Annotated in this window: 24 protein-coding genes; 20 read left to right on the top strand and 4 right to left on the bottom strand. The window is 73.3% G+C overall.

Annotation, left to right across the window (positions count from 1 at the left end; all coding sequences use genetic code 11):
* The first annotated feature begins 141 nt into the window (after positions 1 to 141).
* The 4 genes from ABZZ04_RS29165 (at position 142) to ABZZ04_RS29150 (ending at position 4,547) form a co-directional block, all read left to right on the top strand.
* Positions 142 to 1,101 (top strand): dihydrodipicolinate synthase family protein, encoded by a 960-nt coding sequence (locus ABZZ04_RS29165; RefSeq protein ID WP_356935209.1) that lies wholly within the window; start codon positions 142 to 144, stop codon positions 1,099 to 1,101.
* Positions 1,098 to 2,201 carry an ROK family protein gene (locus tag ABZZ04_RS29160; protein WP_356935208.1) on the top strand — a complete coding sequence of 368 codons (1,104 nt, stop codon included), beginning with the start codon at positions 1,098 to 1,100 and terminating at the stop codon, positions 2,199 to 2,201. The genes ABZZ04_RS29165 and ABZZ04_RS29160 overlap by 4 nt, the downstream gene beginning before the upstream one ends.
* The gene (locus tag ABZZ04_RS29155) at positions 2,198 to 2,986 is read left to right on the top strand and encodes a putative N-acetylmannosamine-6-phosphate 2-epimerase (protein WP_356935207.1); all 789 of its coding nucleotides are present in this window, start codon (positions 2,198 to 2,200) and stop codon (positions 2,984 to 2,986) included. The genes ABZZ04_RS29160 and ABZZ04_RS29155 overlap by 4 nt, the downstream gene beginning before the upstream one ends.
* Before the next feature lie 109 nt (positions 2,987 to 3,095).
* Positions 3,096 to 4,547 carry a sialate:H+ symport family MFS transporter gene (locus ABZZ04_RS29150; protein ID WP_356935206.1) on the top strand — a complete coding sequence of 484 codons (1,452 nt, stop codon included), beginning with the start codon at positions 3,096 to 3,098 and terminating at the stop codon, positions 4,545 to 4,547.
* Positions 4,548 to 4,664: 117 nt separating this feature from the next.
* On the opposite strand, the gene ABZZ04_RS29145 is transcribed toward ABZZ04_RS29150, so the two are convergent.
* Positions 4,665 to 5,894, bottom strand: coding sequence for an acetyl-CoA C-acetyltransferase (locus tag ABZZ04_RS29145; protein ID WP_356935205.1), 1,230 nt, complete (start codon positions 5,892 to 5,894; stop codon positions 4,665 to 4,667).
* An 89-nt stretch (positions 5,895 to 5,983) separates the two neighbouring features.
* Entirely contained in the window at positions 5,984 to 6,913 is a 930-nt protein-coding gene (locus ABZZ04_RS29140) for a LysR family transcriptional regulator (protein WP_356935204.1), read from the bottom strand.
* Positions 6,914 to 7,272: 359 nt separating this feature from the next.
* On the opposite strand from ABZZ04_RS29140, the gene ABZZ04_RS29135 reads away from it, so the two are divergent.
* Both ABZZ04_RS29135 and ABZZ04_RS29130 read left to right on the top strand, forming a co-directional pair.
* Complete coding sequence (locus ABZZ04_RS29135; RefSeq protein ID WP_356935203.1) at positions 7,273 to 8,832, top strand: 3-hydroxyacyl-CoA dehydrogenase; 1,560 nt, start codon at positions 7,273 to 7,275, stop codon at positions 8,830 to 8,832.
* Between the two features lie 147 nt (positions 8,833 to 8,979).
* Positions 8,980 to 9,372 (top strand): VOC family protein, encoded by a 393-nt coding sequence (locus ABZZ04_RS29130; RefSeq protein WP_356935202.1) that lies wholly within the window; start codon positions 8,980 to 8,982, stop codon positions 9,370 to 9,372.
* Positions 9,373 to 9,480: 108 nt separating this feature from the next.
* On the opposite strand, the gene ABZZ04_RS29125 is transcribed toward ABZZ04_RS29130, so the two are convergent.
* Positions 9,481 to 10,185, bottom strand: coding sequence for an AraC family transcriptional regulator (locus tag ABZZ04_RS29125; protein ID WP_356935201.1), 705 nt, complete (start codon positions 10,183 to 10,185; stop codon positions 9,481 to 9,483).
* A 51-nt stretch (positions 10,186 to 10,236) separates the two neighbouring features.
* On the opposite strand from ABZZ04_RS29125, the gene ABZZ04_RS29120 reads away from it, so the two are divergent.
* A complete protein-coding gene (locus tag ABZZ04_RS29120) occupies positions 10,237 to 10,692 on the top strand; it encodes a CU044_2847 family protein (protein WP_356935200.1) in 456 nt (151 codons plus the stop codon).
* A 19-nt stretch (positions 10,693 to 10,711) separates the two neighbouring features.
* Here the strand turns inward: ABZZ04_RS29120 and ABZZ04_RS29115 are convergent, their stop codons facing one another.
* Positions 10,712 to 11,941, bottom strand: a complete 1,230-nt coding sequence (locus tag ABZZ04_RS29115) for a YihY/virulence factor BrkB family protein (protein ID WP_356935199.1) — start codon at positions 11,939 to 11,941, stop codon at positions 10,712 to 10,714.
* 17 nt (positions 11,942 to 11,958) lie between these two features.
* On the opposite strand from ABZZ04_RS29115, the gene ABZZ04_RS29110 reads away from it, so the two are divergent.
* The 13 genes from ABZZ04_RS29110 to ABZZ04_RS29050 all read left to right on the top strand — a co-directional run bounded on the left by ABZZ04_RS29110 (position 11,959) and on the right by ABZZ04_RS29050 (position 24,824).
* Positions 11,959 to 13,608, top strand: a complete 1,650-nt coding sequence (locus ABZZ04_RS29110) for an acyl-CoA dehydrogenase family protein (protein WP_356935198.1) — start codon at positions 11,959 to 11,961, stop codon at positions 13,606 to 13,608.
* A gap of 261 nt (positions 13,609 to 13,869) precedes the next feature.
* Positions 13,870 to 15,150 (top strand): GAF domain-containing protein, encoded by a 1,281-nt coding sequence (locus ABZZ04_RS29105; protein ID WP_356935197.1) that lies wholly within the window; start codon positions 13,870 to 13,872, stop codon positions 15,148 to 15,150.
* Between the two features lie 176 nt (positions 15,151 to 15,326).
* Positions 15,327 to 15,923: a GNAT family N-acetyltransferase gene (locus tag ABZZ04_RS29100; RefSeq protein ID WP_356935196.1), complete on the top strand. Its 597-nt coding sequence runs from the start codon at positions 15,327 to 15,329 to the stop codon at positions 15,921 to 15,923.
* A 229-nt stretch (positions 15,924 to 16,152) separates the two neighbouring features.
* Positions 16,153 to 16,236, top strand: coding sequence for a putative leader peptide (locus ABZZ04_RS29095; protein ID WP_316248393.1), 84 nt, complete (start codon positions 16,153 to 16,155; stop codon positions 16,234 to 16,236).
* A 125-nt stretch (positions 16,237 to 16,361) separates the two neighbouring features.
* On the top strand, positions 16,362 to 18,059 hold the full coding sequence (locus ABZZ04_RS29090) for a nitrite/sulfite reductase (RefSeq protein ID WP_356935195.1): 1,698 nt from the start codon (positions 16,362 to 16,364) through the stop codon (positions 18,057 to 18,059).
* A complete protein-coding gene (locus ABZZ04_RS29085) occupies positions 18,056 to 18,235 on the top strand; it encodes a hypothetical protein (RefSeq protein WP_356935194.1) in 180 nt (59 codons plus the stop codon). The genes ABZZ04_RS29090 and ABZZ04_RS29085 overlap by 4 nt, the downstream gene beginning before the upstream one ends.
* The gene (locus ABZZ04_RS29080) at positions 18,232 to 18,948 is read left to right on the top strand and encodes a phosphoadenylyl-sulfate reductase (protein WP_356935193.1); all 717 of its coding nucleotides are present in this window, start codon (positions 18,232 to 18,234) and stop codon (positions 18,946 to 18,948) included. The genes ABZZ04_RS29085 and ABZZ04_RS29080 overlap by 4 nt, the downstream gene beginning before the upstream one ends.
* Entirely contained in the window at positions 18,948 to 19,517 is a 570-nt protein-coding gene (gene cysC, locus ABZZ04_RS29075; protein ID WP_356935192.1) for an adenylyl-sulfate kinase, read from the top strand. The genes ABZZ04_RS29080 and cysC overlap by 1 nt, the downstream gene beginning before the upstream one ends.
* The gene (cysD, locus tag ABZZ04_RS29070) at positions 19,514 to 20,449 is read left to right on the top strand and encodes a sulfate adenylyltransferase subunit CysD (RefSeq protein ID WP_148840068.1); all 936 of its coding nucleotides are present in this window, start codon (positions 19,514 to 19,516) and stop codon (positions 20,447 to 20,449) included. The genes cysC and cysD overlap by 4 nt, the downstream gene beginning before the upstream one ends.
* Complete coding sequence (locus ABZZ04_RS29065; RefSeq protein ID WP_356935191.1) at positions 20,450 to 21,784, top strand: GTP-binding protein; 1,335 nt, start codon at positions 20,450 to 20,452, stop codon at positions 21,782 to 21,784.
* Positions 21,785 to 22,018: 234 nt separating this feature from the next.
* A complete protein-coding gene (locus ABZZ04_RS29060) occupies positions 22,019 to 23,128 on the top strand; it encodes an aliphatic sulfonate ABC transporter substrate-binding protein (protein ID WP_356935190.1) in 1,110 nt (369 codons plus the stop codon).
* A 42-nt stretch (positions 23,129 to 23,170) separates the two neighbouring features.
* A complete protein-coding gene (locus ABZZ04_RS29055) occupies positions 23,171 to 23,959 on the top strand; it encodes an ABC transporter ATP-binding protein (RefSeq protein WP_356935189.1) in 789 nt (262 codons plus the stop codon).
* A complete protein-coding gene (locus ABZZ04_RS29050; protein ID WP_356935188.1) occupies positions 23,946 to 24,824 on the top strand; it encodes an ABC transporter permease in 879 nt (292 codons plus the stop codon). Before ABZZ04_RS29055 ends, ABZZ04_RS29050 begins: the two co-directional genes overlap by 14 nt.
* The last annotated feature ends 4 nt before the right edge of the window (positions 24,825 to 24,828 follow it).

Raw genomic sequence — 24,828 nt, 5'->3', positions numbered from 1 at the left:
TGCTTCGACTGCCCCTTGACCGGTCGCAGGAGCATCTGTTTAAGGTGAGCCAGACATAGGACATCTTACGTCTCATGTCGCGTTCCGCGGAATCCTCGGTGCCGCGGAACGGCGCCCGGACCGAGCTGGAGAGCCCTCACCATGTCCCTGACCACACCGTTGCGCGGCGTCGTCCCGCCGGTCTGCACCCCGCTCGACTCCCGGGGGGAGGTCGACACGGCTTCCCTCGCCCGGCTCGTCGAGCACCTCGTGGACGGCGGGGTGCACGGGCTGTTCGCGCTCGGCTCCACCAGCGAGGTCGCGTACCTCACCGACGAGCAGCGCGCCACGGCGCTGCGGACGGTGGTCGAGGCGACCGCCGGCCGGGTTCCGGTGCTGGCCGGTGTCATCGACACCACCACCGCGCGCGTGATCCACCACGCCGGGGCCGCCGCCGGACTCGGCGCGGACGCCCTGGTCGCCACCGCGCCGTTCTACACCCGGACCCACCCCGAGGAGATCGCCGGACACTTCCGGAGGCTGCGCGCGACGGTGGACCTGCCGCTGTTCGCGTACGACATCCCGGTCGCGGTGCACAGCAAGCTGTCCGCCGCGCTGGTGCGCGAACTCGCCGAGGACGGCACCCTGGCCGGTCTCAAGGACAGCAGCGGGGACGAGGGCGGGCTGCGCAGGCTGCTCGTCGAGCTGGGCGGCCGGGGTGGCCGCGGCGTGGGCCCGGCGCCGGGGTTCAGTGTGCTCACCGGCTCCGAACTCACGGTGGACGCCGCCCTGTTGGCCGGGGCCGACGGTGTCGTTCCGGGCATCGGCAACGTGGACCCGGCCGGGTACGTCCGGCTGTACGAGGCCGCCCTGGCCGGGGACTGGACGCTCGCCGAGCAGGAGCAGGAGCGGCTCGTGGAGCTGTTCGGCATGGTGGACGTCGGGCCGGAGGCGGACATGGGCCGCAGTTCCTCGGCGCTCGGCTCGTTCAAGGCGGCGCTCCATCTGCTCGGCGTCATCGAGTGCGGCGCCACGGCCTTCCCGCAGATCCCGCTGAGCGCCGAAGCGGTCGCCGAGGTCGGCCGGCACCTGCGCGCCGCCGGCCTGTCCCCGGTCCGATGAGCGCCTCCTCCCGCCCGGTGCCCGAAGGCCCGGCACCGGGCGCCGGAACGGGTGCGGCGGTGATCGGGCTCGATCTCGGCGGTACGAAGATCGCCGCCGCGCTCCTCGCCGCCGACGGAACGGTCCTGGCCCGGCACACCCGGCCGACACCGGCCGGGGACGGCGCGTCGGCGGTGCTGGACGCGCTCGCCGGTGCCGCCGCCGCCGTCGACCCCGGGCGGCTGGCCACGGCGCTCGGCATCGCGGCGGCCGGGGTCGTCGATCCCCGTAGCGGCCTGGTCACCAGCGCCACCGACACCATCCGCGGCTGGGCCGGCACCGCGCTGGGCAGCGGCCTCGCGGACCGCACCGGCTACCCGGTGGCCTGCGACAACGACGTACGCGCCACCGCAGGGCCGGAGCTGGCGGCACCGACCGACCCGGGGACGGACCACGCGCCGTCCGAGCCGGAACCCCCGCACGGAACGGCACCGGCCGGGCACGATCCGGCCGGGCGCGGATCGTCCGGCGCGCGCCGGACGGCGTCGGGGGCACGACGCACGAGCAGCGGGTCGCTGTTGTTCGTGGCCGTCGGCACGGGCGTGGGCGGCGCGATCGCCGTCGACGGGCGGATGCTGCACGGCGCGGCCGGCGTCGCCGGGCACCTGGGCCATCTGCCGAGCCCCGCGGCGGCCGGGCTGCCCTGCACCTGCGGCGCCACCGGGCACCTGGAGGTCATCGCCTCCGGCCCCGGCATCGCCGCCCACTACGAGCGGCTGACCGGCGCCCCCGTCGACCGGCTCGAAACCGTCGCGGCCCGCGCCGCGCGGGGCGACGACCACGCCGTCCGCGCCATCACCGTCGGCGCGGCAGCCACCGGGCGCGCGCTCGGCGGGCTCGCCAACGCCCTGGGGCCCGACCGGGTCGTCGTCGGCGGCGGGGTGCCCCGCATCGGCCCGCTGTACTGGGACGCGCTGACCGCCGCCTTCGTCCCGGAACTGATGCCACCGCTGCGCGGGCTCCGGCCCGAGCCGCCGCGGTTCGGCACCGACGCGGCCGTGCGCGGCGCCGCCGCCCTCACCACCACCCTTCCCCTCCACCGACCGGGAGCCGGCCGATGACCGCACAGGACCCGACCTCCGCACACAGAACGACGGACGCGCAGGAGACGACGGACACCCCGCCCCCGGCCCCCGCGCCCGAGCCGTCCCCCACCCCCGGGCCGGCATCCGCGCGGGAGCTGGCCGACTCGCTCCGGGGCAGGCTGATCGTGTCCTGCCAGGCGCCCCCCGGCGACCCGATGCGGGAGACCGGCACCCTCGTCCGGCTCGCCCGGTCGGCCGTCGCCGGTGGCGGCGCTGCGATCCGCGCCAACGAACCGGAGGTCGTCGCCGCGATCGTGGCGGCCGTGGACCTCCCGGTCATCGGCCTGTGGAAGGACGGCGACGAGGGCGTCTACATCACCCCGACCGTCCGGCACGCCCTGGCGGTCGTCGGGGCCGGAGCCGCCGTCGTCGCCGCGGACGCCACCGACCGGCCCCGCCCCGACGGCTCCTCCTTCGCCGAACTGGTCACGGCGGTCCACGGGGCCGGGGCCCTGGTCATGGCAGATGTCGCCACGCTCGCCGAGGGCGTCGCCGCCGCCGCGCAGGGCGCGGACTTCGTGTCCACCACCCTCTCCGGCTACGTCCCCGGCTCCCCGGAGCAGACCGGCCCGGATCTCGATCTGGTCGCCGCGCTCGCCGCCGCGATCGACGTGCCGGTGGTGGCCGAGGGCCGCGTCAACACCCCGGAAGAGGCCGCCGAGGCCCTGGCCCGCGGCGCGCACAGCGTCGTCGTCGGCACCGCCATCACCGCCCCCACCGCCCTGACCGCCCGTTTCGTCGCGGGCCTCACCCGGCCCTGACCCGTACCGTCCCGCGGGCCCGACCCGCCGACCGCCCCGCGGGCCCGACCCGTACCGTCCTGCGGGCCGGCGCTCGAGGGCGAGTGCCGTCCCGCACCCTGGAGTCACCGTGCAGACCACACCACCCCCCACGCTCCCCTGGTACCGAGAGGTGAGCGGCACCCAGTGGAAGTCGTTCCTCGCCGCCTGGATCGGTTACGTCCTCGACGGCTTCGACTTCGTGCTGATCACGCTCGTCCTCACCGAGATCAGCGACGACTTCGGGCTGAGCACGGTGCAGGCCGCCAGTCTGATCTCCGGCGCGTTCATCACCCGCTGGCTGGGCGGCGCGGTGCTCGGCGCCGTCGGCGACCGCTACGGCCGCAAGCTCTCCATGGTCCTGAGCATCCTGCTGTACTCGCTGGGCACCTTCGCCTGCGGGTTCGCGTGGAACTACCAGAGCCTGTTCGCCGCCCGGCTCGCCATCGGCATGGGCATGGCCGGCGAGTACAGCGCCAGTGCCACGTACGTCATGGAGAGCTGGCCGGCCAGGCTCCGCAGCCGGGCCAGCGGCTTCCTGATCTCCGGCTTCTCGGTCGGCTCGGTGCTCGCCGCGCAGGTCTACAACTGGGTGGTGCCCTCGCTCGGCTGGCGGTGGATGTTCTACCTGGGACTGGTCCCGATCGTCATCGCGCTGTGGATGCGGCGCGCGCTGCCGGAGGCCGAGGAGTGGGCGGAGGACGTCGCGGACGGCGGCGCCCGGCCCAACCCGTTCCGGCCGCTGTTCGTGACCCGGGGCCGGGCCCTCGTGAACACGGTCCTGGTCGTCGTCGCCACCGTGGCGCTGTTCCTGGTGTTCACCCCGGGCGGCGCCGGGGCGGTCCCGGTGCTCTCGGTGGTCGCCGGACTGGCGCTCGCCGCCTTCGCCGTGCAGCTGGGCGGGCGGCGCGGCTGGGCGCTCCACCTGTCGATGATCGTGACGCTGTTCTTCGCGTTCCTGTACTCGTGGCCGATCCAGGCACTGCTGCCCACGTACCTGAAGACCGAGCTGGGCTACACCACCGACCAGGTCACCGACGTGCTGTACTTCGCCGGCTTCGGCACCATGGCCGGCTGCTGGGCCGCGGGCTTCCTCGGCGACCTGATCGGGGCGAAGAAGGCGTACGCGCTGACGCTGCTCGCCTCGCTGGCCTTCGTGTACCCGGTCTTCGCCGTGCACGACAACCTGCTGCTGCTCGGCGTCCTGCTCTTCCTGCTCCAGGCGACCAGCTTCGGCATCTCCGGGCTGCTGCCCCGCTACATCGGCGGGCACTTCCCGACCCGGAGCCGGGGCGCGGCGCTCGGCTTCACGTACAACGTGGGCGCGCTGGGCGGTGCGGTGGCCCCGGTCCTGGGCGCGCACCTGGCGTCCGGGATGGAGCTGGGGCAGGCGCTGGCCGTGCTGACCTTCGCGGGCACGGTGATCGTGGTGCTGCTGGTCGGCCTCGACGTGCCGGCCAGACTGAACCGGCTGACCGACCCGGACGCGCCGCGGGACCACCTCGCGCCGGCTCCGGAGGCCGGTCGGCACCCGGCCGTCTGAGACGGCGGCGGGGCGGGAACGGGGCCGAGGAACCGGACCCGGTACGGGCCCCGGGAGGCCGGCGCGGTGGGACGCGTCCCACCGCGCTCGCGGTCGTGCGGTCAGTGCGTGATGTGGTCAGTGCGTGATGCGCTCGAAGACCGCGGAGAGGCCCTGCCCGCCGCCGATGCACATCGTCTCCAGGCCGTACCGGGCCTCGCGGCGGTGCAGTTCGCGGGTGAGCGTGGCGAGGATGCGGGCGCCGGTGGCGCCGACCGGGTGGCCGAGGGAGACCCCGGAGCCGTTGACGTTGATCCGCTGCTCGTGGTCCTTCTCACCGAGGCCCAACTCACGTGTGCAGGCGAGGACTTGGGCGGCGAAGGCTTCGTTGAGCTCGATCAGGTCGAGGTCGGCGAGGGTGAGTCCGGCTCGTTCGAGCGCGGCCCGGGTCGCGGGTACGGGGCCGAGGCCCATGGTCGCGGCGGGCACCCCGGCGCGGGCGAACGAGACGAGCCGGACCAACGGGGTGAGGCCGAGGCGTTCGGCGGTGGCCGTATCGGTCACCAGGCAGGCGGCGGCCGCGTCGTTCTGCCCGCTGGCGTTGCCCGCGGTGACGGTCGCCTCCGGGTCGGACTTCGCCATGATCGGGCGCAGCGCGGCGAGTTGTTCCGCGGTGGTGTCGGGGCGGGGGTGCTCGTCGGTGGTGACGACGGTCTCCCCCTTTCGGGTCCGTACGGTGACCGGAACGATCTCCGCGTCGTAGCGGCCCTCCGCCGCCGCCCGCCCGGCGCGCCGCTGCGAGCGCAGGGCGAGGGCGTCCTGCTCGGCGCGGCCGATGCCGTACGCGCGCCGCAGGTTCTCCGCCGTCTCGATCATGCCGCCGGGCACCGGGTGGTTGACGCCGCCGGCCGTGACCCGGCCCCGGGCCAGTGCGTCGTGGAGCTGGAGGCCGGGGCCCTTGATGCCCCAGCGGCCCTCGTGCGTGTAGTACGGGGCGGCGCTCATCACGTCCACGCCGCCCGCGACGACGACCTGGCTGAAGCCGGCCCGGATCTGCATCGCCGCGTCCAGCACCGCCTGGAGGCCGGAGCCGCAGCGGCGGTCGACCTGGGTGCCGGTGACGGTCTGGGGCAGTCCGGCGTCGAGGGCGGCGACCCGGCCGATGGCGGGCGCCTCGGCGGACGGGTAGGAGTGGCCGAGGATCACCTCGTCGACCGCGTCGGGATCGATCCCGGTGCGGGCGACGACCTCGGCGATGACGCGTGCGGCGAGTGCGGCCGGCGTCTGCTGCGCGAACACTCCGCCGAAACGGCCGATGGGGGTGCGCAGCGGTTCACAGATGACGACATCGGGCTGCTGGTCGGGCACGGCGTGGCCTTTCGGTGACGAGTGGCAGATGGCGGGTGCCGAGTGGCAAGTGGTGCGGGGCGCGCCTCAGTCGTGGTGCGGGACGCGTTTCAGTCGTGGGGCGCGGCGGTCCCTTCCCCCGCCGGGCCCGCCGGGGTGGGCAGTGCCTCCTCCGCCGCCGCGAGCACCGCCCGCAGGGCGGCGGAGGGGTTGTCGGACCGCCAGGCCAGCGCGGCCCGGAGCCGGACGGGCGGGCCGGACAGCGGCCGGTAGACGAGGCCGTTCTGCTGGATGTGCTGGACGGAGGTGACGGTGAGCGTGACGCCGACGCCCGCGGCGACCAGCGCGAGGATGGTGTACGAGTCGGGCGCCTCCTGCACCACCCGGGGGTTGAACCCGGCCGCCTCGCAGGCACCGACCATCGCGTCGCGCACGGTGGAGCCGGTGTTGGCGGGGAAGGCGACGAAGGGCTCTTCGGCGAGCACCTCGACGGGGACGCTCCCCAGCCGGGCGAGCGGGTGGTCGGAGGGCAGCGCGCACACCAGCTCCTCCTCGGCGATCACCCGGTGGGCCACCCCGGGCCGGGTCACCGGCAGCCGGACGAACCCCAGGTCGAGCGAGCCGTCGGCGACCCGGTCGAGGGCGACGTTGGCGTACGTCTGCCCCTTCATGGCCAGTTCGATGGCGGGGTGGGCGGCGCGCACGGCGCGGGTGAGGAGCGGCAGCGTCTCGTGGCTGGAGGCGCCCGCGAAGCCGATCGTGACCCGCCCGTGCTCGCCGCGGCCCGCCGCCCTCGCGGCCCGTACCGCGGTGTCGAGGTCGGCGAGGACGGTCCGTACCGGCTGGAGGAAGGACTCCCCCGCGCCGGTGAGCCGCACCGACCGGGTGTTGCGTTCGAAGAGCTGGACGCCCAGTTCCTTCTCCAGTCGGCGGATCTGCTGGCTCAGCGGCGGCTGGGCCATCTGCAACCGCTTCGCGGCCCGCCCGAAGTGCAACTCCTCGGCCACGGCGACGAACGCGGACAGGTGACGCAGTTCCATGCCGCTCCTCCGGTCCCCGACCGCACCGGCCGCTCCCGTCGCCCCGGGCCTGTCGGTCCGGCAGCCCATTCATTGCCCGGCCGTCTCGATGCGACCTTAATTCGGTATTGGACAGCGATCAATGGCCGCTGACACGGTGGGGCGACGCGAGGACCGGGAAGCGCACGGAGGGCCGAAGGAGCACCGCTGCCGCAACGGAACGGAACGACAGGACGGATTCGGCGGTGGGCGGCACGGCCGGGACCGCCTTGCCGCCGGCCCCGGCCGGACTCCGGCCGCCGCGCGAGGACGTGGCCCCGGAGCGCGTCTATCTTCGCTGAGACGGATCACACGCCATCCCCGAGAGGACCGCAACCACCATGCGCATCAGGATCGTCGGCGCCGGGGCCATGGGCCGCGGCATCGCCCAGTGGGCGGCGACCGCCGGACACACCGTCGAGCTGTGCGACGTACGCCCCCAGGCGGTGACGGAAGCCCTGGACTTCGTACGGTCCATGCTCGAACGGGCCGTGCAGAAGGGCCGGTTGTCCGCCGGGGACCGGGACGCCACCGCGGCGCGCCTGGTCCCGCTCGACGACCCGTGGGCGGACGGGCCGGACGTCGAGCTGGTCGTCGAGGCCGTGCGGGAGGACCTCGACACCAAGACGGAGGTCTTCGGCCGGCTGGAGCGGGCGCTGCCCGCGACGGCCGTCTTCGCGACCAACACCTCGTCCCTGTCGGTCACCCGGATCGCCGCCGGGTTGAAGGACCCGGGCCGCCTGGCCGGGCTGCACTTCTTCAACCCGGTGCCGCTGATGCGGATCGTCGAGATCGTGCCGGGCGCGGCCACCCGCGCGGACATCCCGCCGGCCCTCACCGCGTTCGTCGAGGGCTGCGGCCACCGCGCGGTCACCGTCGCCGACACCCCCGGCTTCCTCGTCAACCACGCCGGGCGCGGGCTGGTGACCGAGGCGCTCGCGCTGCTGGAGGAGGGGGTCGGCGCACCGGCGGACATCGACCGGATCGCCCGTGACGTGCTCGGGCTGCGGATGGGCCCGTTCGAGCTGATGGACCTCACCGGGCTGGACGTGACGGCCGCGGTGATCGACTCGATCTGGCAGGGCTTCCGCCACGCGGACCGGCTCCGCCCCTCCTACCTCACCCCGAACCGGGTGGCGGCCGGGCTGCACGGCCGCAAGACCGGGCGCGGCTGGTACGCGTACGGTCCCGAGGCGCCCGCCCCCGCCCCGGAGCCGCCGGTCACCGGTGACCCGGACCGCCCGGTGTTCGTCCACGCCGCCGAGGGCCGGGGCCGGGACGCGGACGCGCTGCGGACGGCGCTGACCGCTGCGGGCGCCGTCGTGGAGACCGGTGACGGGCCGTCGGCCGACGCCCTCGTGCTGGTCCCGGTCTGGGGCACCGCGGTGGCCGGGGCGGTCGCCGGGCACGGGCTGCCCGCGGCGCGCACCTTCGGGGTGGACCCGCTGCCCGCGGCGGGCCGGCGCCGGGTGCTGGCCGTGACCCCGGCGGCGGACCCGGCCGCCGCGCGCGACGCCCGCGCGGTGCTGGCCCGGCCGACGGACGGCGAGGAGCCCCACGCGGTCTCGGTGGTGCGGGACACGGCGGGTTCGGTCGCCCAGCGGCTGCTCGCCTCGATCGTGTCGGTGGCGGCCGGGATCGCGGAGCGCTCCATCGCCTCCCCCGGCGACATCGATCTGGCCGTCACCGCCGGGCTCGGCTACCCCGTCGGCCCGCTGGCCTGGGGCGACCGGGTCGGCGCCGGACGGATGCTGGAGCTGCACCGGGCGCTGCACCGCACGACGGACGACCCGCGCCACCGTCCGAGCCGCTGGGTCACCGAACGCGCCCTGCTCGGCCTGTCGCTGACCGACCCGGGCACGTCGCCCGCCGACTGCGTGGACGGTCCCGCGCCCTCGTGACGCGCGGGGCGGGCCCGGACCGGAACCCACCGCACCGGCCCCGGCCGGGTCCGCCCCTCGGTCCGTGCGCCGGGGCGGCCGGGCCCGTCCGGGCAGGTGTCCGTTTCTTACAAGACCCGGGCCCGGCCCCGCCCTAGGGTTCGGGGCATGACTCCACGCATGGATGCGATCGGCATCGTCACCAAGGACCTGGCCGCCTCGCTCGCCTTCTACCGTCGGCTCGGGCTCGACATCCCCGCCGACGCCGACTCCGCGCCCCATGTCGAAGCGACGCTCCCGGGCGGCATGCGCCTGATGTGGGACACCGAGGACGTCATCCGTTCGTTCGACCCCGGGTGGACCGAGCCCGCCGACGGGCAGCGCCTCGGGCTCGCCTTCCGCTGCGACGGCCCGGCGGAGGTGGACGCGGTGTACGACGAACTGACCGGCGCCGGTCACGAGGGGCGGCTGAAGCCGTGGGACGCGGCCTGGGGGCAGCGTTATGCGACGGTCCTCGACCCGGACGGCTGCGAGGTGTCGCTGTTCGCCGCGAACGGCTGAGACCTCACCCGGCGGGGCGGATCGCGGGAAGGGCGGGTTCCGGAGGCACGGCACCCGCCCGGCCCGGACGGGTCGCGGGAGGAGCGGCGTCCCGGCCGTGCGGGGCCCTCACGACGTGCCCCGCGCCAGGTGGGCGGTCAGGGTGGTGCCGGTCAGGGCGCGCATCTCCCGGGCGAGGTGGGCCTGGTCGGTGCAGCCCGCCGCGACCGCCGCCTCGGCGTAGGGCGTCCCGCCCCGGGCGAGGGCCAGTGCCCGCTGCAGCCGCAGGATCCGGGCGAGCGTCTTGGGCCCGTAGCCGAAGGCCGCGAGCGAGCGCCGGTGCAGCCGCCGGACGCCGAGACCGGTCGTGCGCGCGGTGTCCGCGACGGATCCTCCGGCGCCGAGCCGGGCGGCCACGGCCCGCATCAGCGGGTCCGGCGGCTCGGTGTCGGCCGCCCGGCGCAGGGCGACGGCCTCCAGCGCGGCGGCGGGGTCGGGGGCCTCGGCGACGCGTTCGGTGAGTTCGCGGACCAGGGCACCTGGCCACAGGTCCGCCAGGGCGGTGCGCAGGTCGCGCAGTTCGTGCGCCGGTACGCCGAGGAGGGCGGGGGCGATGCCCGGCTCGAAGCGGATTCCGGCGTACCGTCCACCGGCCTCCACGTCCGGGACCGCGGCACGGGTGTCGGGGCCCGCGACGAGCAGCCGCCCGCCGATCCAGAGCAGGTCCATGCATCCGTCGGGCAGCACCGGACCGACACGGCCGCCCGGCACCTCCAGCGTCCACACGGTCGCCCCGCCGAACCGCGACGCCCGTTCCTCGTACCCGTTGCCCATGCCCACACGCTAGTCTCGTCGGCGGACGGAATCGGCTTCCCGGGGGCGCTCATGACGGCACTGATGGAGTTCACCACCGACAGCGGCGCGACGGTGACGGTCGAGGTCGACCGTCAGGCGCAGGGCGCGAATCTGGTCGCCCTGGGCGATGACAACACCCTGACCAGAGCCGGTCGTACGTTCGACAGCGCACTCACGGGCATGCGGTCCGCGGCCGAGTCCGCGCTCGCGGTGTTCCGGGACGGCGCCCTGAAACCCGACGGGGTGGAGCTGGAGTTCGGGGTGAAGATCACGGCGGAGGCCGGGGCCGTGATCGCCAAGAGCGCGGTGGAGGGCCACCTCCTGGTCAAGCTGTCCTGGTCCCCCGGGGCCGAGCGGGAGGACGCGGCGCCGCCCGCTCCCGGGGCCACGAACGCCCCGCCGGTGCCCCCGCAGGCCGCACCCGCTCCTCCGGCACCGGCCGCTCCTCCGGCACCGGCCGCACCGCCGGCGCCACCCGCCGGATGACGCCGGCCGGGCCGGGTGCTCACGCGCCGGGCGGCCGGTCCGCACCGCCGTCCGGTTCCCCGGCCCCGTCCCCGTCCCGGTCCTTCTCCTTGTCCGGCTCCTTGTCGCGGCTCGGCTGCAGCCTGGACTTCACGTCGTCCGGCGGAAGGAACTTCGACCAGCGCTCCGGGAACTCGGAGGGCATGTAAGGGCTGTCCTCGTCATCGCCCTCGTCGTCGCCCTCCTCGTCGTCCTCGTCCCAGTACGCCGCCCGGCTCTCCGCCTGCGCCCTGGCGAGCAGTTCCGCCGCCTGGGCCGCGCGCAGCCGGTCGTTGACCGCGCGAGCGGCGGCCGTGGCCAGCGAGGGCCACACCCGGTCGATGGCCGCGTTCACCGCGGCTCCCACCAGCACCGCGAACGCGGAGATGCCGATCCACAGCAGAACGGCGATCGGGGCCGCCAACGAGCCGTAGATCGTGGGCCCCTCGACCGTGCTGGTGAGGTAGATCCGCAGCAGGAAGCTGCCCAGCACCCACATGACGAACGCCACCAGCGCGCCCGGCACGTCCTCGATCCACGGTGAACGCACCGGCACGGACACGTGGTAGAGCGTCGTCAGGAACGCGATCGACAGCAGGACCACCAGCGGCCAGTACAGGATGCTTATGAGTTCGGTGCCCCAGGGGACGAACTCCACGACCCGGTCGGGGCCGACGACCAGCAGCGGCAGCACGACGGCCCCGAGCAGCAGCGCGACGACGTACAGCAGGAAGGCGAGCAGACGGGTCCTGACGATGCCCCGGTGGCCGTCGAGCCCGTACATCACCGTGATCGTGTCGATGAAGACGTTGACCGCGCGGGAGCCGGACCAGAGCGCGATCGCGAAGCCGATCGAGATGACGTCGGGCCGGGCGCCGGTGGTGATGTCGGCCAGCAGCGGCTTGGCGAAGTCGTTGACCCCGCGCTCGCTGAGCACGGTGTGCGCGGCGTTGAGGATGTTGCGCTCGATGGAGGCGACCGTGGCGGTGCTGGTCCATTCGTCGACGTAGCCGAGCAGTCCGATCAGGCCGAGGAGCAGGGGCGGCAGGGACAGCAGGGTGAAGAACGCCGCCTCGGCCGCGAGTCCCAGGATGCGGTACTCCATGCACGAGTTGACGGTGTCCTTGAGCAGCTGCCAGACCATCTGCCGCTTGGACACGTTGCGGTAGAGGACTCGGGCCCGGTGGAGCCGCCCCGATGGCCGCTCGGGTGTTTCATTTGCTGCCTGCACATCCTTACCGTATCGGCATGGCAGCCACCACCCACACAGTGTCCAACCAGGTCCCGCCGCTGGTCGGCTACGACGTCTTCGCCGCCGACCGGGTGCTCACCGAGGCCGTGCGGCGGCACGTTCCGCCCGGTCTGCTGGCCGGGGTCCGGGGCGAGCTCGGCGAACTCGGCAGGGCCGCCGGCTCCGCGCAGGCGCAGGAGTGGGGCGAGCGGGCGAACGCGAATCCGCCGGTGCTGCGCACCCACGACCGGTACGGCCACCGCATCGACGAGGTGGACTTCCACCCGGCCTGGCACCGGCTGCTGGGCCACGCCGTCTCGGCGGGCCTCACCGGCGCCTGGCACCGGCCCGCCGGGCACGTGCGGCGGGCGGCCGGCTTCCTCGTGTGGACGCAGGCCGAGGCGGGGCACGGCTGTCCGCTGTCGATGACGCACGCGGCGGTGCCCGCGCTGCGGACCGATCCGGCGCTGGCCGCCGAGTGGGAGCCGCTGCTGACCTCGTCCGTGTACGAGCAGGGGCTGCGGCCCGTCGCGCAGAAGGCCGGGGCGCTCCTCGGGATGGGCATGACGGAGAAGCAGGGCGGCACCGACGTGCGGTCGAACACCACCCGGGCCCGGCCGCTGGCCGCGGCGGGCGAGTACCTGCTCACCGGGCACAAGTGGTTCTGCTCGGCGCCGATGTCCGACGGTTTCCTGGTGCTGGCGCAGGCGCCCGGGGGGCTGACGTGCTTCCTGCTGCCCCGGGTGCTGCCCGACGGCACCCGCAACGCCTTCGCCCTCCAGCGGCTCAAGGACAAGCTGGGCAACCGGTCGAACGCCTCGGCGGAGGTCGAGTTCGACGGCACGTGGGCGCGCCGGGTGGGCGAGGAGGGGCATGGGGTGCGCACCATCATCGAGATGGTCGCGGCGACCCGGCTGGACTGTGTGCTCGGTTCGGCGGCGCTGATGCGGCAGGCGGTCGCGCAGGCGGTCCACCACTGCGCGTACCGCAGCGCGTTCGGCGGGGTGCTGATCGAGAAGCCGCTGATGCGCAACGTGCTGGCCGATCTGGCGCTGGAGTCGGAGGCCGCGACGGTGCTGGCGATGCGGCTGGCGGCGGCGTACGACGCCGGCACGGACAGCGAGCGGGCCTTCCTGCGGATCGCGGTGCCCGCGGCGAAGTACTGGGTGACCAAGCGGTGCGCGCCCCTGGTGGGCGAGGCGCTGGAGTGCCTGGGCGGCAACGGCTACGTCGAGGAGTCCGGGATGCCGCGGCTGCTGCGCGAGGCTCCGCTCAACTCGATCTGGGAGGGCTCGGGGAACGTTCAGGCGCTGGACGTGCTGCGGGCCCTGCAGCGGGAGCCGATGGCGCTGAACGCGTTCCTCCAGGAGGTCGGCAGGGCGCGCGGCGCCGACCACCGGCTGGACCGGGCGATCAAGGACATGCTGACGGAACTCGCCGACCTGGATGGGATCGAGGCGCGGGCCCGCAGGCTGGCCGAGCGGATGGCGCTGGTGCTCCAGGGCTCGCTGCTGGTGCGCTGGGCCCCGCCGGAGGTGGCCGACGCGTTCTGCGCGTCCCGGCTGGGCGGGGACTGGGGGGCGGCCTTCGGGACGCTGCCGCACAGCCTGGACCTGGCCTCGGTGGTGGAACGGGCCCGGCCCGACCGGCAGGACGAGGAGGGCTGACGGGAGCCGTCCGGAAGAACGCACAGCGACGGAGGGTGGTGCTGCGCCGACACGGCACCACCCTCCTTGCTGTGCACACCGGACGGGGAACACAGGCTCCGCCGCACGGTGTGCCCCCACTCTCGTACGGAACCGCGGGTCCTCGCCAGAGTTGCAAAGGGTTGCAACCATTGTGCGGAGTGTGCTGTATCGGGCCCCGCGCAGCGGCAGGATGGGACCGTGGAGTGTCGAGCAGTCCCTGTCGGGCGGGGGGAGTCAAGCGTGGAGACCAGTGCTGCCGGGGTGAAGCGGTCGGCCGTCCCCGGGTCCGCCCAGGCCGTCCGCCTGGCCCACCGGGCCAGGGAGGCCAGGCTCTCCGGTGACCGTCCGGCGGTCGCGCCGCGGGCCGAGATCGGTGCCTCGTGGGACCGGATGGTGCGCGACGGCGTCGATCCCGACCAGACGACCGAGAGCGTGCTGCTCGGTGTGGAGGAGATCGAGCACCGGCGCCGGACCTCGACGCTGAGCGAGGTGATGCCGCTGCTGAACGACGGTCTGGTCTCCCTGGCGGACACCGCCCAGCAGATCGTGGTGGTCACCGACGTGGAGGGCCGGGTGCTGTGGCGCCAGGGCAACACCCGGGTGCTGCGCCGGGCGGACAGCATCTGCCTGTCGGAGGGCGCGACGTGGGCGGAGACCAGCGCGGGGACGAACGCGATCGGCACGGCGCTGATCTCGCGCACCCCGATCCAGGTGCACTCGACGGAACACTTCGTGCGGACGCTGCACAACTGGACGTGCGCGGCGGCCCCCATACGTGACCCGCGGGACGGCAGGCTGATGGGCATCGTCGACATGAGCGGCCCCGCGTCCACGTTCCATCCGACGACGCTCGCCCTGGTCGGTTCGGTCGCCCGGCTGGCCGAGAGCGAGATCAGGAACCGGCATCTGCAGGCACTCGACCGGCTGCGTTCGGTGGCGGCGCCGCTGCTGTGCCGACTGGGCGGGCGGGCCCTGGCGGTGGACACCAACGGCTGGCTCGCGGCGGTGACCGGGATGCCGCCGGTGGACCGGCTGCCGCTGCCCAAGTCGCTGCGGCCGGGACGGGTGTGGCTGCCGTCGCTCGGCATGTGCCGGGTCGAGCCGTTGCCCGGCGGCTGGCTGGTGCAGGTCGCGGACGGGCCGGCGGACGGGGCGCCGCAGCGGGTGGTGCTGGACCTGAGCAGGCCGCGCGGGCTCGCGGTCAACGTGGTGGGCGCGGTGGGCACCTGGACGCAGCGGCTCTCGCCCCGCCACGCGGAGCTGCTGTACGCCCTGGCGCTGCACCGCGAGGGGCGCACGGCGTCCGAGCTCGCCCAGGACATCTTCGGCGACGCGACCCGGACGGTGACGGTGCGGGCGGAGATCTCGCGGATACGCCGCCATCTCGCGGAGGTGCTCGCGCACCGCCCGTACCGCTTCGGCGACGGCGTCGAGGTGGAGGTGATCCTTCCGGACCACCCGGCCGATCTGCTGCCGCACTCGACGGCCCCGGTGGTGGTCCGGGCGCGCGCGAACGGCTGAGGACGGGCGCGCGATCGGCTGAGGACGGCGCGCCGGTTCCGGTGCGGGCGGGGCCTTGCGCGTCGGGGTCCGGGGCGGCCGGGGCGGTGCGGATCGGGTCCGGCGCGGCCGGGCGGGGCGTCCGGGACTCGGGACCGGCTTGGGGGCGGACGGCGCGGCGTGGTTCCCTGGCAGCCATGAACAGCCCCGCACGTACCGCACCGCCCGCCACCACCGAGGTGACCGTCTGGTCACTGGAACAGACCTCCCCCGACGACCTGCGCCCCGCCTCCGTCCCGGAGGGGGACGTACGGATCGTGCGCTCGGAGGTGCCGCTCCCCGAGTTCAGCCGGTTCCTCTACACGGCGGTCGGCGGCGACATCCGGTGGACGGACCGGCTCGGCATGACGTACGCGCAGTGGGAGGAGGCCCTGGGCCGGCCCGGCGCCGAGACCTGGGTGGCGTACGAGAACGGCACCCCGGCCGGGTACATCGAGCTGGACCCGCAGGACGAGGGGGTGGTCGAGGTCATGTACTTCGGGCTGATCCCCGCCTTCCGGGGCCGCCGGATCGGCGGGCACCTGCTCTCCCACGGGGTCGCCCGCGCCTGGGACCTGGCGGAGCGCTGGCCGGAGCGGACACCGACGAAGCGGGTCTGGCTGCACACCTGCTCGAAGGACGGGCCGCACGCCATGGACAACTACCTGCGGCGCGGCTTCCGGCTCTTCGACACGAAGGTGGAGCTGGAGCCGGACGTGGCGACCCCCGGGCCGTGGCCGGGCGCCGGACGGTAGTCCCCGGCCCGGCGTCCCCGTCCGTCCCGCACCTGGGCCCGGCCCCGGAATTCCACCGGGACCGGGCCCTCCGCTTCCGGCGCCATGTGGGGAGATTGCGGCCATTACGGACGGCTCCGATCGGGCACACTGCGTGACGGGCGCCACACCGTCCCACATTCCAGGACACTCGCGTCCACATCTTGGATAGTGGTGGACTGGCCCGAGACACGCGTGCCACGCTTCCGTCATGCCCGGAACTGGAATCGCCTTGGTGAGTCGACGTCACGTCGACCTCGGCCGCATGTCCAGCGCCATCTGTCCGGCGGGCTGAGAGTCCCAGCACCGCCGAGTTCCCCCCTTTTTCCCGCTTCTTCAGCACGACCTGCGCACCGCCGCGCCTCAATGCGAGTGTGCAGTTCAGAGCCGCCCTCCTGCAGTCCCGAAGGACGTACCGTCATGGCCGCTACCCCGAAACAGCCCGCGCCCGCGGCGCCTCGCCGCAAGGCCGGACGCCACCGCGGCGAGGGCCAGTGGGCCCTGGGGCACTACACCCCGCTGAACGGCAATGAGCAGTTCAAGAAGGACGACGACAGTCTCAATGTGCGGACACGCATTGAGACGATCTACTCCAAGCGCGGTTTCGACTCCATCGACCCCAACGACCTTCGCGGACGCATGCGCTGGTGGGGTCTGTACACCCAGCGACGGGCCGGCATCGACGGCGGCAAGACCGCGGTCCTGGAGCCCGAGGAGCTGGAGGACAAGTACTTCATGATGCGGGTCCGCATCGACGGCGGGAAGCTGACCACCGAGCAGCTGCGCGTCATCGGCGAGATCTCGCAGGAGTACGCCCGCGGCAGCGCCGACATCACCGACCGGCAGAACGTCCAGATGCACTGGATCCGCATCGAGGACGTCCCGGCGATCTGGGAGAAGCTGGAGGCCGTCGGGCTCTCCACCACCGAGGCGTGCGGCGACTGCCCCCGCACGATGATCGGCTCCCCGGTGGCGGGCATCGCGGCCGACGAGATCATCGACGGCACCCCGGCGCTGGAGGAGATCCACGCCCGCTACATCGGCAGCCCGGAGTTCTCCAACCTGCCGCGCAAGTTCAAGACCGCGATCTCCGGCTCCCCGGTGCAGGACGTGGTGCACGAGATCAACGACATCGCCTTCGTCGGCGTCGAGCACCCCGAGCACGGGCCCGGCTTCGACCTCTGGGTCGGCGGCGGCCTCTCCACCAACCCCCGGCTGGCCGAACGGCTGGGCGCCTGGGTGCCGTTGGACGAGGTGGCGGACGTCTGGGCCGGTGTCGTCGGGATCTTCCGCGACTACGGGTACCGCCGGCTGCGCAACCGCGCCCGGCTGAAGTTCCTGGTCGCCGACTGGGGCGTCGAGAAGTTCCGCCGGGTGCTGGAGGACGAGTACCTGAAGCGTCCGATGCTGGACGGCCCCGCGCCCGCGGAGCCCAGCAGCCGGTGGCGCGACCACATCGGCGTCCACCAGCAGCAGGACGGCCGGTTCTACATCGGTTTCGCCCCCCGGGTCGGACGCGTCGACGGCTCCACCCTCGCCAAGATCGCCGACCTGGCCGAGGCGCACGGCTCCGGCCGGGTGCGCACCACCGTCGAGCAGAAGATGATCATCCTCGACGTGGCGCAGGACCGGGTCGAGTCGCTGTCCGCCGGACTGGAGGCGCTCGGTTTCCAGGTGAAGCCCTCGCCGTTCCGCCGCGGCACGATGGCCTGCACCGGTATCGAGTACTGCAAGCTGGCGATCGTCGAGACGAAGGCGCGCGGCGCCTCGCTCATCGACGAACTGGAGCGCCGCCTCCCGGACTTCGACGAGCCGCTCACCATCAACATCAACGGCTGCCCCAACGCCTGCGCCCGCATCCAGACCGCCGACATCGGCCTCAAGGGCCAGCTCGTGCTGGACGACGAGGGCAACCAGGTCGAGGGCTACCAGGTGCACCTGGGCGGCGCCCTCGGGCTGGAGGCCGGCTTCGGCCGCAAGGTCCGCGGCCTGAAGGTCACCTCGGCCGAACTGCCCGACTACGTCGAGCGGGTCCTGGGCCGCTTCCAGGAACAGCGCGAGGACGGCGAGCGGTTCGCGACCTGGGCGGCGCGCGCCAGTGCGGAGTCGCTGTCATGAGCGGACGCGCCGCACCGTTCTACTGCCCGTACTGCGGGGACGAGGACCTGCGCCCGCACGAGGCCGGTCACGGTGCCTGGGAGTGCGCCTCCTGCAACCGCGCGTTCAAGCTCGGGTTCCTGGGGCTGCTGACCCGGGGACTGCAGGGCAACGACGGGAAAGGGGACGAGATATGACGGGCACTCAGCCGCTCGCCGGGCCTGACGCCGGAGAGCTGGAGGAGCTGGCCGTCCGGGCGGGCCGGGAGCTGGAGGACGCCTCCGCGACCGAGATCCTGCGGTGGGCCGCCGACACCTTCGGCCGGAAGTTCTGTGTCACCTCGTCCATGGAGGACGCGGTCGTCGCCCACCTCGCGTCGCGTGTCCTGCCCGGCGTGGACGTGGTCTTCCTCGACACCGGCTACCACTTCCCGGAGACGATCGGCACCCGCGACGCGGTCGAGGCGGTGATGGACGTCAACGTCATCACGCTCACGCCCCGGCAGACCGTGGCCGAGCAGGACGCCGAGTACGGGCCGGAGCTGCACGACCGCGACCCCGACCTGTGCTGCGCGCTGCGCAAGGTCGGGCCGCTCCGGGAGGGCCTGACCGGGTACACGGCCTGGGCGACCGGGCTGCGCCGCGACGAGTCCCCCACCCGGGCGAACACCCCTGTCGTCGGCTGGGACGCCAGGCGGGGGAAGATCAAGATCTCGCCGATCGCCCGCTGGACGCAGGACGACGTGGAAACGTACGTGGCGGAGCACGGTGTGCTCACCAACCCGCTGCTGATGGACGGTTACGCCTCCGTGGGCTGCGCGCCCTGCACCCGCCGGGTGCTGGCGGGCGAGGACGCCCGCGCCGGGCGCTGGGCGGGCCGGGGCAAGACCGAATGCGGGCTGCACGACTGATGACGACTGATCAGGAGACTTCGATGAGCGTGACGGAGACGGGAGTCACCATCTGGCTGACCGGTCTGCCGAGCGCGGGCAAGACCACCATCGCCTACGAACTCGCCGGGCGGCTGCGCGGCGAGGGCCACCGGGTGGAGGTGCTCGACGGCGACGAGATCCGGGAGTTCCTCTCCGCGGGGCTCGGTTTCTCCCGCGAGGACCGTCACACCAACGTCCAGCGGATCGGCTTCGTCGCCGAGCTGCTGGCGGCCAACGGCGTGAAGGTGCTGGTCCCCGTCATCGCCCCGTACGCGGACAGCCGGGACGCGGTGCGGGGGCGACACCAGACCGAGGGCACCCCGTACCTGGAGGTGCACGTCGCGACCCCGGTCGAGGTGTGCTCCGAACGCGATGTGAAGGGCCTGTACGCCAAGCAGGCGGCGGGCGAGATCAGCGGGCTGACCGGGGTCGACGACCCGTACGAGGAGCCCGAGTCGCCCGATCTGCGGATCGAGTCGCACCGGCAGACCGTGCAGGAGTCCGCGGCGGAGCTGTACGCGCTGCTGAGCGAGAGGGGTGCGGCATGACGACCGCCGCGACCGTGTCGGAGGGCACCGGCAATCCGTACGCACTCAGCCACCTGGACTCGCTGGAGTCCGAGGCGGTGCACATCTTCCGCGAGGTGGCGGGCGAGTTCGAGCGGCCGGTGATCCTCTTCTCCGGCGGCAAGGACTCGATCGTGATGCTGCATCTGGCGCTCAAGGCGTTCGCGCCCGCGCCGGTGCCGTTCGCGCTGCTGCACGTCGACACCGGGCACAACTTCCCCGAGGTGCTGGAGTACCGCGACCGCGCGGTGGCCCGGCACGGGCTGCGGCTGCACGTCGCCTCCGTGCAGGAGTACATCGACGCCGGGAAGCTGCGCGAGCGCCCGGACGGCACCCGCAACCCGCTGCAGACCGTGCCGCTGACCGAGGCGATCCAGCAGCACCGCTTCGACGCCGTGTTCGGCGGCGGGCGCCGCGACGAGGAGAAGGCGCGCGCCAAGGAGCGGGTCTTCTCGCTGCGCGACGAGTTCTCCCAGTGGGACCCGCGCCGCCAGCGCCCCGAGCTGTGGCAGCTCTACAACGGCCGGCACGCCCCCGGCGAGCACGTCCGGGTCTTCCCGATCTCCAACTGGACCGAGCTGGACGTCTGGCAGTACATCGCCCGCGAGGGCATCGAGCTGCCGGAGATCTACTTCGCCCACGACCGCGAGGTCTTCAACCGCAACGGCATGTGGCTGACCGCCGGCGACTGGGGCGGCCCCAAGGAGCACGAGGACGTCGAGACCCGGCAGGTGCGCTACCGCACCGTCGGCGACATGTCGTGCACCGGCGCGGTCGACTCGGACGCGACGACGCTGGACGCCGTGATAGCCGAGATCGCCGCCTCCCGGCTCACCGAACGGGGCGCGACGCGGGCCGACGACAAGATGTCCGAGGCCGCGATGGAAGACCGCAAGCGCGAGGGGTACTTCTAGATGTCCACCACAGCCGAGCAGTTGTCGGCCACCACCCTGCTGCGGTTCGCCACCGCGGGGTCCGTCGACGACGGCAAGTCCACCCTCGTGGGGCGTCTGCTGCACGACTCCAAGTCGGTCCTCACCGATCAGCTGGAGGCCGTCGAGCACGCCTCGCGCAGCCGGGGCCAGGAGGCGCCCGACCTGGCGCTGCTGACCGACGGCCTGCGGGCCGAGCGCGAGCAGGGCATCACCATCGACGTCGCCTACCGCTACTTCGCGACGGCGCGCCGCCGCTTCATCCTGGCCGACACCCCGGGCCATGTGCAGTACACCCGGAACATGGTGACCGGCGCGTCGACGGCCGAGCTGGCCGTCGTCCTGGTCGACGCCCGCAACGGGGTCGTCGAGCAGACCCGCCGGCACGCCGCCGTCGCCGCGCTGCTGCGGGTGCCGCACGTGGTGCTGGCCGTCAACAAGATGGACCTGGTCGACTACGCGGAGCCGGTGTTCGCCGCCATCGCCGAGGAGTTCACCGCGTACGCCGCCTCGCTCGGCGTCCCGGAGATCACCGCGATCCCGATCTCCGCGCTGGCCGGGGACAACGTCGTGGAGCCGTCCGCGCACATGGACTGGTACGGCGGTCCCACCGTCCTGGAGCACCTGGAGACGGTGCCGGTCAGCCACGACCTCACCGCCTGCCACGCCCGTTTCCCCGTCCAGTACGTGATCCGGCCGCAGACCGCCGAGCACCCCGACTACCGCGGCTACGCGGGCCAGATCGCGGCCGGCGCGTTCCGGGTCGGCGAGGCCGTCACCGTACTGCCCTCGGGCCGTACGTCGACCGTCGCCGCGATCGACGCGCTCGGCGAGAGCGTGGACATCGCCTGGGCGCCGCAGTCCGTGACGCTCCGGCTGGCCGACGACATCGACATCTCGCGCGGCGACCTGATCGCCCCGTCCGACGACGCCCCGGCGGTCACCCAGGACGTGGAGGCGACCGTCTGCCACGTCGCCGACCAGCCGCTCGGCGTCGGCCAACGGGTGCTGATCAAGCACACCACCCGCACGGTCAAGGCGATCGTCAAGGACATCCCCTCGCGGCTCACGCTGGACGACCTCTCCCAGCACCCGGCGCCCGGCCGGCTCGTCGCCAACGACATCGGCCGGGTCGTCCTGCGGACCGCGGAACCGCTCGCCCTGGACGCGTACGCGGATTCCCGGCGCACCGGCTCGTTCCTCCTGATCGACCCGGCGGACGGCACCACGCTGACGGCCGGTATGGCGGGCGCCTCGTTCGCCACCGCGGTCGCGGCCGGTGACGACGCGTCCGACGACGCCGAGTGGGACTTCTGATGAACACCGACGTCTACTCCACGTTCGCGAAGGAGGGCGGCCGCATCGGCAGCGGCGCCCTCGGCAGCGGCCAGGGCGGGGTCGCGCGATGTGCGCGATGACGTACGCGCACCGCCTGCGCGCCCGGTCGTACCACCCGCACCGCCAGTTCAGACGAAGACCTGCCGACCGCCCGGCCGCGTCCCCGTAGTTCCCGGGGACCCGAGCACCGGGCCGACGAGAGGAAGACCTCCCGTGCCTGCCCCCCGTACCACGCTGCGCCGAAGCCTCGCCGCCGTCGCCGCACTGCCGCTGCTCGCCGTCGCGCTCACCGCCTGCGGCTACGGCTCCGAGGCGAAGAAGGACGACACGGCGGGGGTGGCGGCCGACGGCAAGAAGCTCTCCGTGGACACCGTGCGGATCGGCTACTTCCCCAACCTCACCCACGCCACCGCCCTGGTCGGCGACCAGGAGGGGATCTTCCAGAAGGAGCTGGGCGGCACCCGGCTGAAGACCGCCCAGTTCAACGCGGGGCCCTCCGAGATCGAGGCGCTCAACGCCGACTCCATCGACATCGGCTTCATCGGCCCGTCGCCCTCCATCAACGGCTTCACCAAGTCCGGCGGCAAGAGCCTGCGGATCATCGGCGGTTCGGCGTCCGGCGGGGTGAAGCTGGTCGTGAACCCGAAGAAGATCAAGACCCTGGACGACCTCAAGGGCAAGCGGATCGCCACCCCGCAGCTCGGCAACACCCAGGACGTGGCCTTCCTCAACTGGATCTCCGAGAAGGGCTGGAAGGTCGACGCCCAGAGCGGCAAGGGCGACGTCTCCGTGGTCCGCACCGACAACAAGGTGACCCCGGGCGCCTACACGTCCGGTTCCATCGACGGTGCCTGGGTCCCCGAGCCCACCGCGTCCAAGCTGGTCGCCGAGGGCGCGAAGGAGCTGCTCGACGAGTCGAGCCTGTGGCCGGACGACAAGTTCGTGATCACGAACATCATCGTGTCGCAGAAGTTCCTGGACGAGCACCCGGACGTCGTCGAGGCGGTGCTGCGCGGTTCGGTGAAGACCAACGCGTGGATCAACGCCAACCCCGAGAAGGCGAAGGAATCCGCCAACTCCGCGCTGGAGAAGCTGACCGGCAAGGCGCTGCCCGCCGAGATCGTCGACCCCGCGTGGAAGTCGATCCAGCTCACCGACGACCCGCTGGCCGCCACGCTCGACGCGCAGGCGCAGCACGCGGTGAAGGCCGGGCTGCTGGAGAAGCCGGACCTCGACGGGATCTACGACCTGCGGCCGCTGAACAAGGTGCTCAAGGCCGAGGGCAGGCCCGAGGTCGCCGACGCCGGTCTCGGCGTCAAGTAAGCCGTCCGGACCCGAATCCAGGATTCCCAGGAGGTGACGACCATGGCGACCACTCTCACCAAGGCCGAGGAGCGCACGGCGGTCGGGCACGCGGCCCGCATCACGCACGTGTCCAAGTCCTTCGGCGGACCGCAGGGGCAGCAGCTCGTGCTCGACGACATCACGCTCGATGTCGCACCGGGCGAGTTCGTCACCCTCCTGGGGGCCTCCGGGTGCGGGAAGTCGACCCTGCTCAACCTGGTGGCCGGACTCGACCGCCCGACCTCGGGGTCCATCGAGACCCCCGGCGGGCGGCCGGCCCTGATGTTCCAGGAGCACGCCCTTTTCCCGTGGCTGACCGCGGGCAAGAACATCGAGCTCGCGCTGCGGCTGCGCGGCGTGGACAGGTCGGAGCGCCGTGCGGAGGCGGAGCGGCTGCTCGAACTCGTACGGCTCGGCGGGGCGTACAGGAAGCGTGTGCACGAGCTCTCGGGCGGCATGCGGCAGCGGGTGGCGATGGCCCGCGCCCTCGCCCAGGACAGTCAACTGCTGCTGATGGACGAGCCGTTCGCCGCGCTCGACGCCATCACCCGGGACGTGCTGCACGACGAGCTGACCCGGATCTGGCGCGAGACGAACCTCTCGGTCCTCTTCGTCACCCACAACGTGCGCGAGGCCGTGCGGCTCGCCGAGCGGGTCGTCCTGCTGTCGTCCCGCCCCGGCCGGATCGCCCGCGAGTGGACGGTCGGCATCGAGCAGCCGCGCCGCATCGAGGACAACGCGGTCGCGGAGCTGTCCGTCGAGATCACCGAACAACTGCGTGGGGAGATCCGCCGTCATGGCCAGCACTGACACGAAGCCCGACGACCTGGCCGGTCTGGAGGCGGGGCTCGACGCGCTGGACACCGTGCAGGTGCGCCGGACCCCGGTGCGCGAGGTGCTGGTGCGCAAGGTGCTGCCGCCGGTGCTCGCGGTGGCCCTGGTGATCGTCGTCTGGCAATTGCTCGTCCGGGCGCAGGTCACCGACGACTACAAGCTGCCGTCACCGGCCGCGGTCTGGGACAGCGCGTCGCAGATGTGGTTGCAGGGGACGCTCCTGGACGTCATCTGGACCAGCGTCTCGCGCGGTCTGCTCGGCTTCCTGCTGGCCGTGGCCATCGGTACGCCGCTGGGTCTGCTGGTCGCCCGGGTGCGGTTCGTACGGGCCGCGATCGGTCCGATCCTGTCCGGGCTCCAGTCCCTGCCGTCGGTGGCCTGGGTCGCGCCGGCCGTGATCTGGCTCGGGCTGAACGACCGGATGATGTACGCGGTGATCCTGCTGGGCGCCGTCCCCTCGGTCGCCAACGGGCTGGTCTCCGGCGTCGACCAGGTGCCGCCGCTGTTCCTGCGGGCGGGCCGCACGCTCGGCGCGACCGGGCTGCGCGGGACCCGGCACATCGTGCTGCCGGCCGCGCTGCCCGGCTACCTGGCGGGGCTCAAGCAGGGCTGGGCGTTCTCCTGGCGTTCGCTGATGGCCGCCGAGATCATCGCGTCCTCCCCCGATCTCGGCCTGGGGCTCGGCCAGTTGCTGGAGAACGGCCGCAACAACGCGGACATGCCCGGCATCTTCCTCGCCATCATCCTGATCCTGTTCGTCGGCATCGCGGTCGACCTGCTCGTCTTCAGTCCGCTGGAGCGATGGGTGCTGCGCAGCCGCGGCCTCCTCGTCAAGAACTGAGCCC

This window comes from Streptomyces sp. NPDC006435, from assembly GCF_040612315.1.
Taxonomy (GTDB): Bacteria; Actinomycetota; Actinomycetes; order Streptomycetales; family Streptomycetaceae; genus Streptomyces.
The sequence above is the reverse complement of the archived record's forward strand: the minus strand, read 5'-3'. Positions and strand labels throughout refer to the sequence as shown.

Bases quoted from the DNA above. Each gene is read 5' to 3' on its own strand.
- ABZZ04_RS29050 (WP_356935188.1), top strand. From the start codon at position 23,946: ATGGCCAGCACTGACACGAAGCCCGACGACCTGGCCGGTCTGGAGGCG.
- ABZZ04_RS29055 (WP_356935189.1), top strand. From the start codon at position 23,171: ATGGCGACCACTCTCACCAAGGCCGAGGAGCGCACGGCGGTCGGGCAC.
- ABZZ04_RS29155 (WP_356935207.1), top strand. From the start codon at position 2,198: ATGACCGCACAGGACCCGACCTCCGCACACAGAACGACGGACGCGCAG.
- ABZZ04_RS29135 (WP_356935203.1), top strand. From the start codon at position 7,273: ATGCGCATCAGGATCGTCGGCGCCGGGGCCATGGGCCGCGGCATCGCC.
- ABZZ04_RS29090 (WP_356935195.1), top strand. From the start codon at position 16,362: ATGGCCGCTACCCCGAAACAGCCCGCGCCCGCGGCGCCTCGCCGCAAG.
- ABZZ04_RS29100 (WP_356935196.1), top strand. From the start codon at position 15,327: ATGAACAGCCCCGCACGTACCGCACCGCCCGCCACCACCGAGGTGACC.
- ABZZ04_RS29130 (WP_356935202.1), top strand. From the start codon at position 8,980: ATGACTCCACGCATGGATGCGATCGGCATCGTCACCAAGGACCTGGCC.
- ABZZ04_RS29160 (WP_356935208.1), top strand. From the start codon at position 1,098: ATGAGCGCCTCCTCCCGCCCGGTGCCCGAAGGCCCGGCACCGGGCGCC.
- cysC (WP_356935192.1), top strand. From the start codon at position 18,948: ATGACGACTGATCAGGAGACTTCGATGAGCGTGACGGAGACGGGAGTC.
- ABZZ04_RS29065 (WP_356935191.1), top strand. From the start codon at position 20,450: ATGTCCACCACAGCCGAGCAGTTGTCGGCCACCACCCTGCTGCGGTTC.
- cysD (WP_148840068.1), top strand. From the start codon at position 19,514: ATGACGACCGCCGCGACCGTGTCGGAGGGCACCGGCAATCCGTACGCA.
- ABZZ04_RS29110 (WP_356935198.1), top strand. From the start codon at position 11,959: ATGGCAGCCACCACCCACACAGTGTCCAACCAGGTCCCGCCGCTGGTC.
- ABZZ04_RS29085 (WP_356935194.1), top strand. From the start codon at position 18,056: ATGAGCGGACGCGCCGCACCGTTCTACTGCCCGTACTGCGGGGACGAG.
- ABZZ04_RS29140 (WP_356935204.1), bottom strand. From the start codon at position 6,913: ATGGAACTGCGTCACCTGTCCGCGTTCGTCGCCGTGGCCGAGGAGTTG.
- ABZZ04_RS29080 (WP_356935193.1), top strand. From the start codon at position 18,232: ATGACGGGCACTCAGCCGCTCGCCGGGCCTGACGCCGGAGAGCTGGAG.
- ABZZ04_RS29095 (WP_316248393.1), top strand. From the start codon at position 16,153: ATGCCCGGAACTGGAATCGCCTTGGTGAGTCGACGTCACGTCGACCTC.
- ABZZ04_RS29120 (WP_356935200.1), top strand. From the start codon at position 10,237: ATGACGGCACTGATGGAGTTCACCACCGACAGCGGCGCGACGGTGACG.
- ABZZ04_RS29125 (WP_356935201.1), bottom strand. From the start codon at position 10,185: ATGGGCAACGGGTACGAGGAACGGGCGTCGCGGTTCGGCGGGGCGACC.
- ABZZ04_RS29165 (WP_356935209.1), top strand. From the start codon at position 142: ATGTCCCTGACCACACCGTTGCGCGGCGTCGTCCCGCCGGTCTGCACC.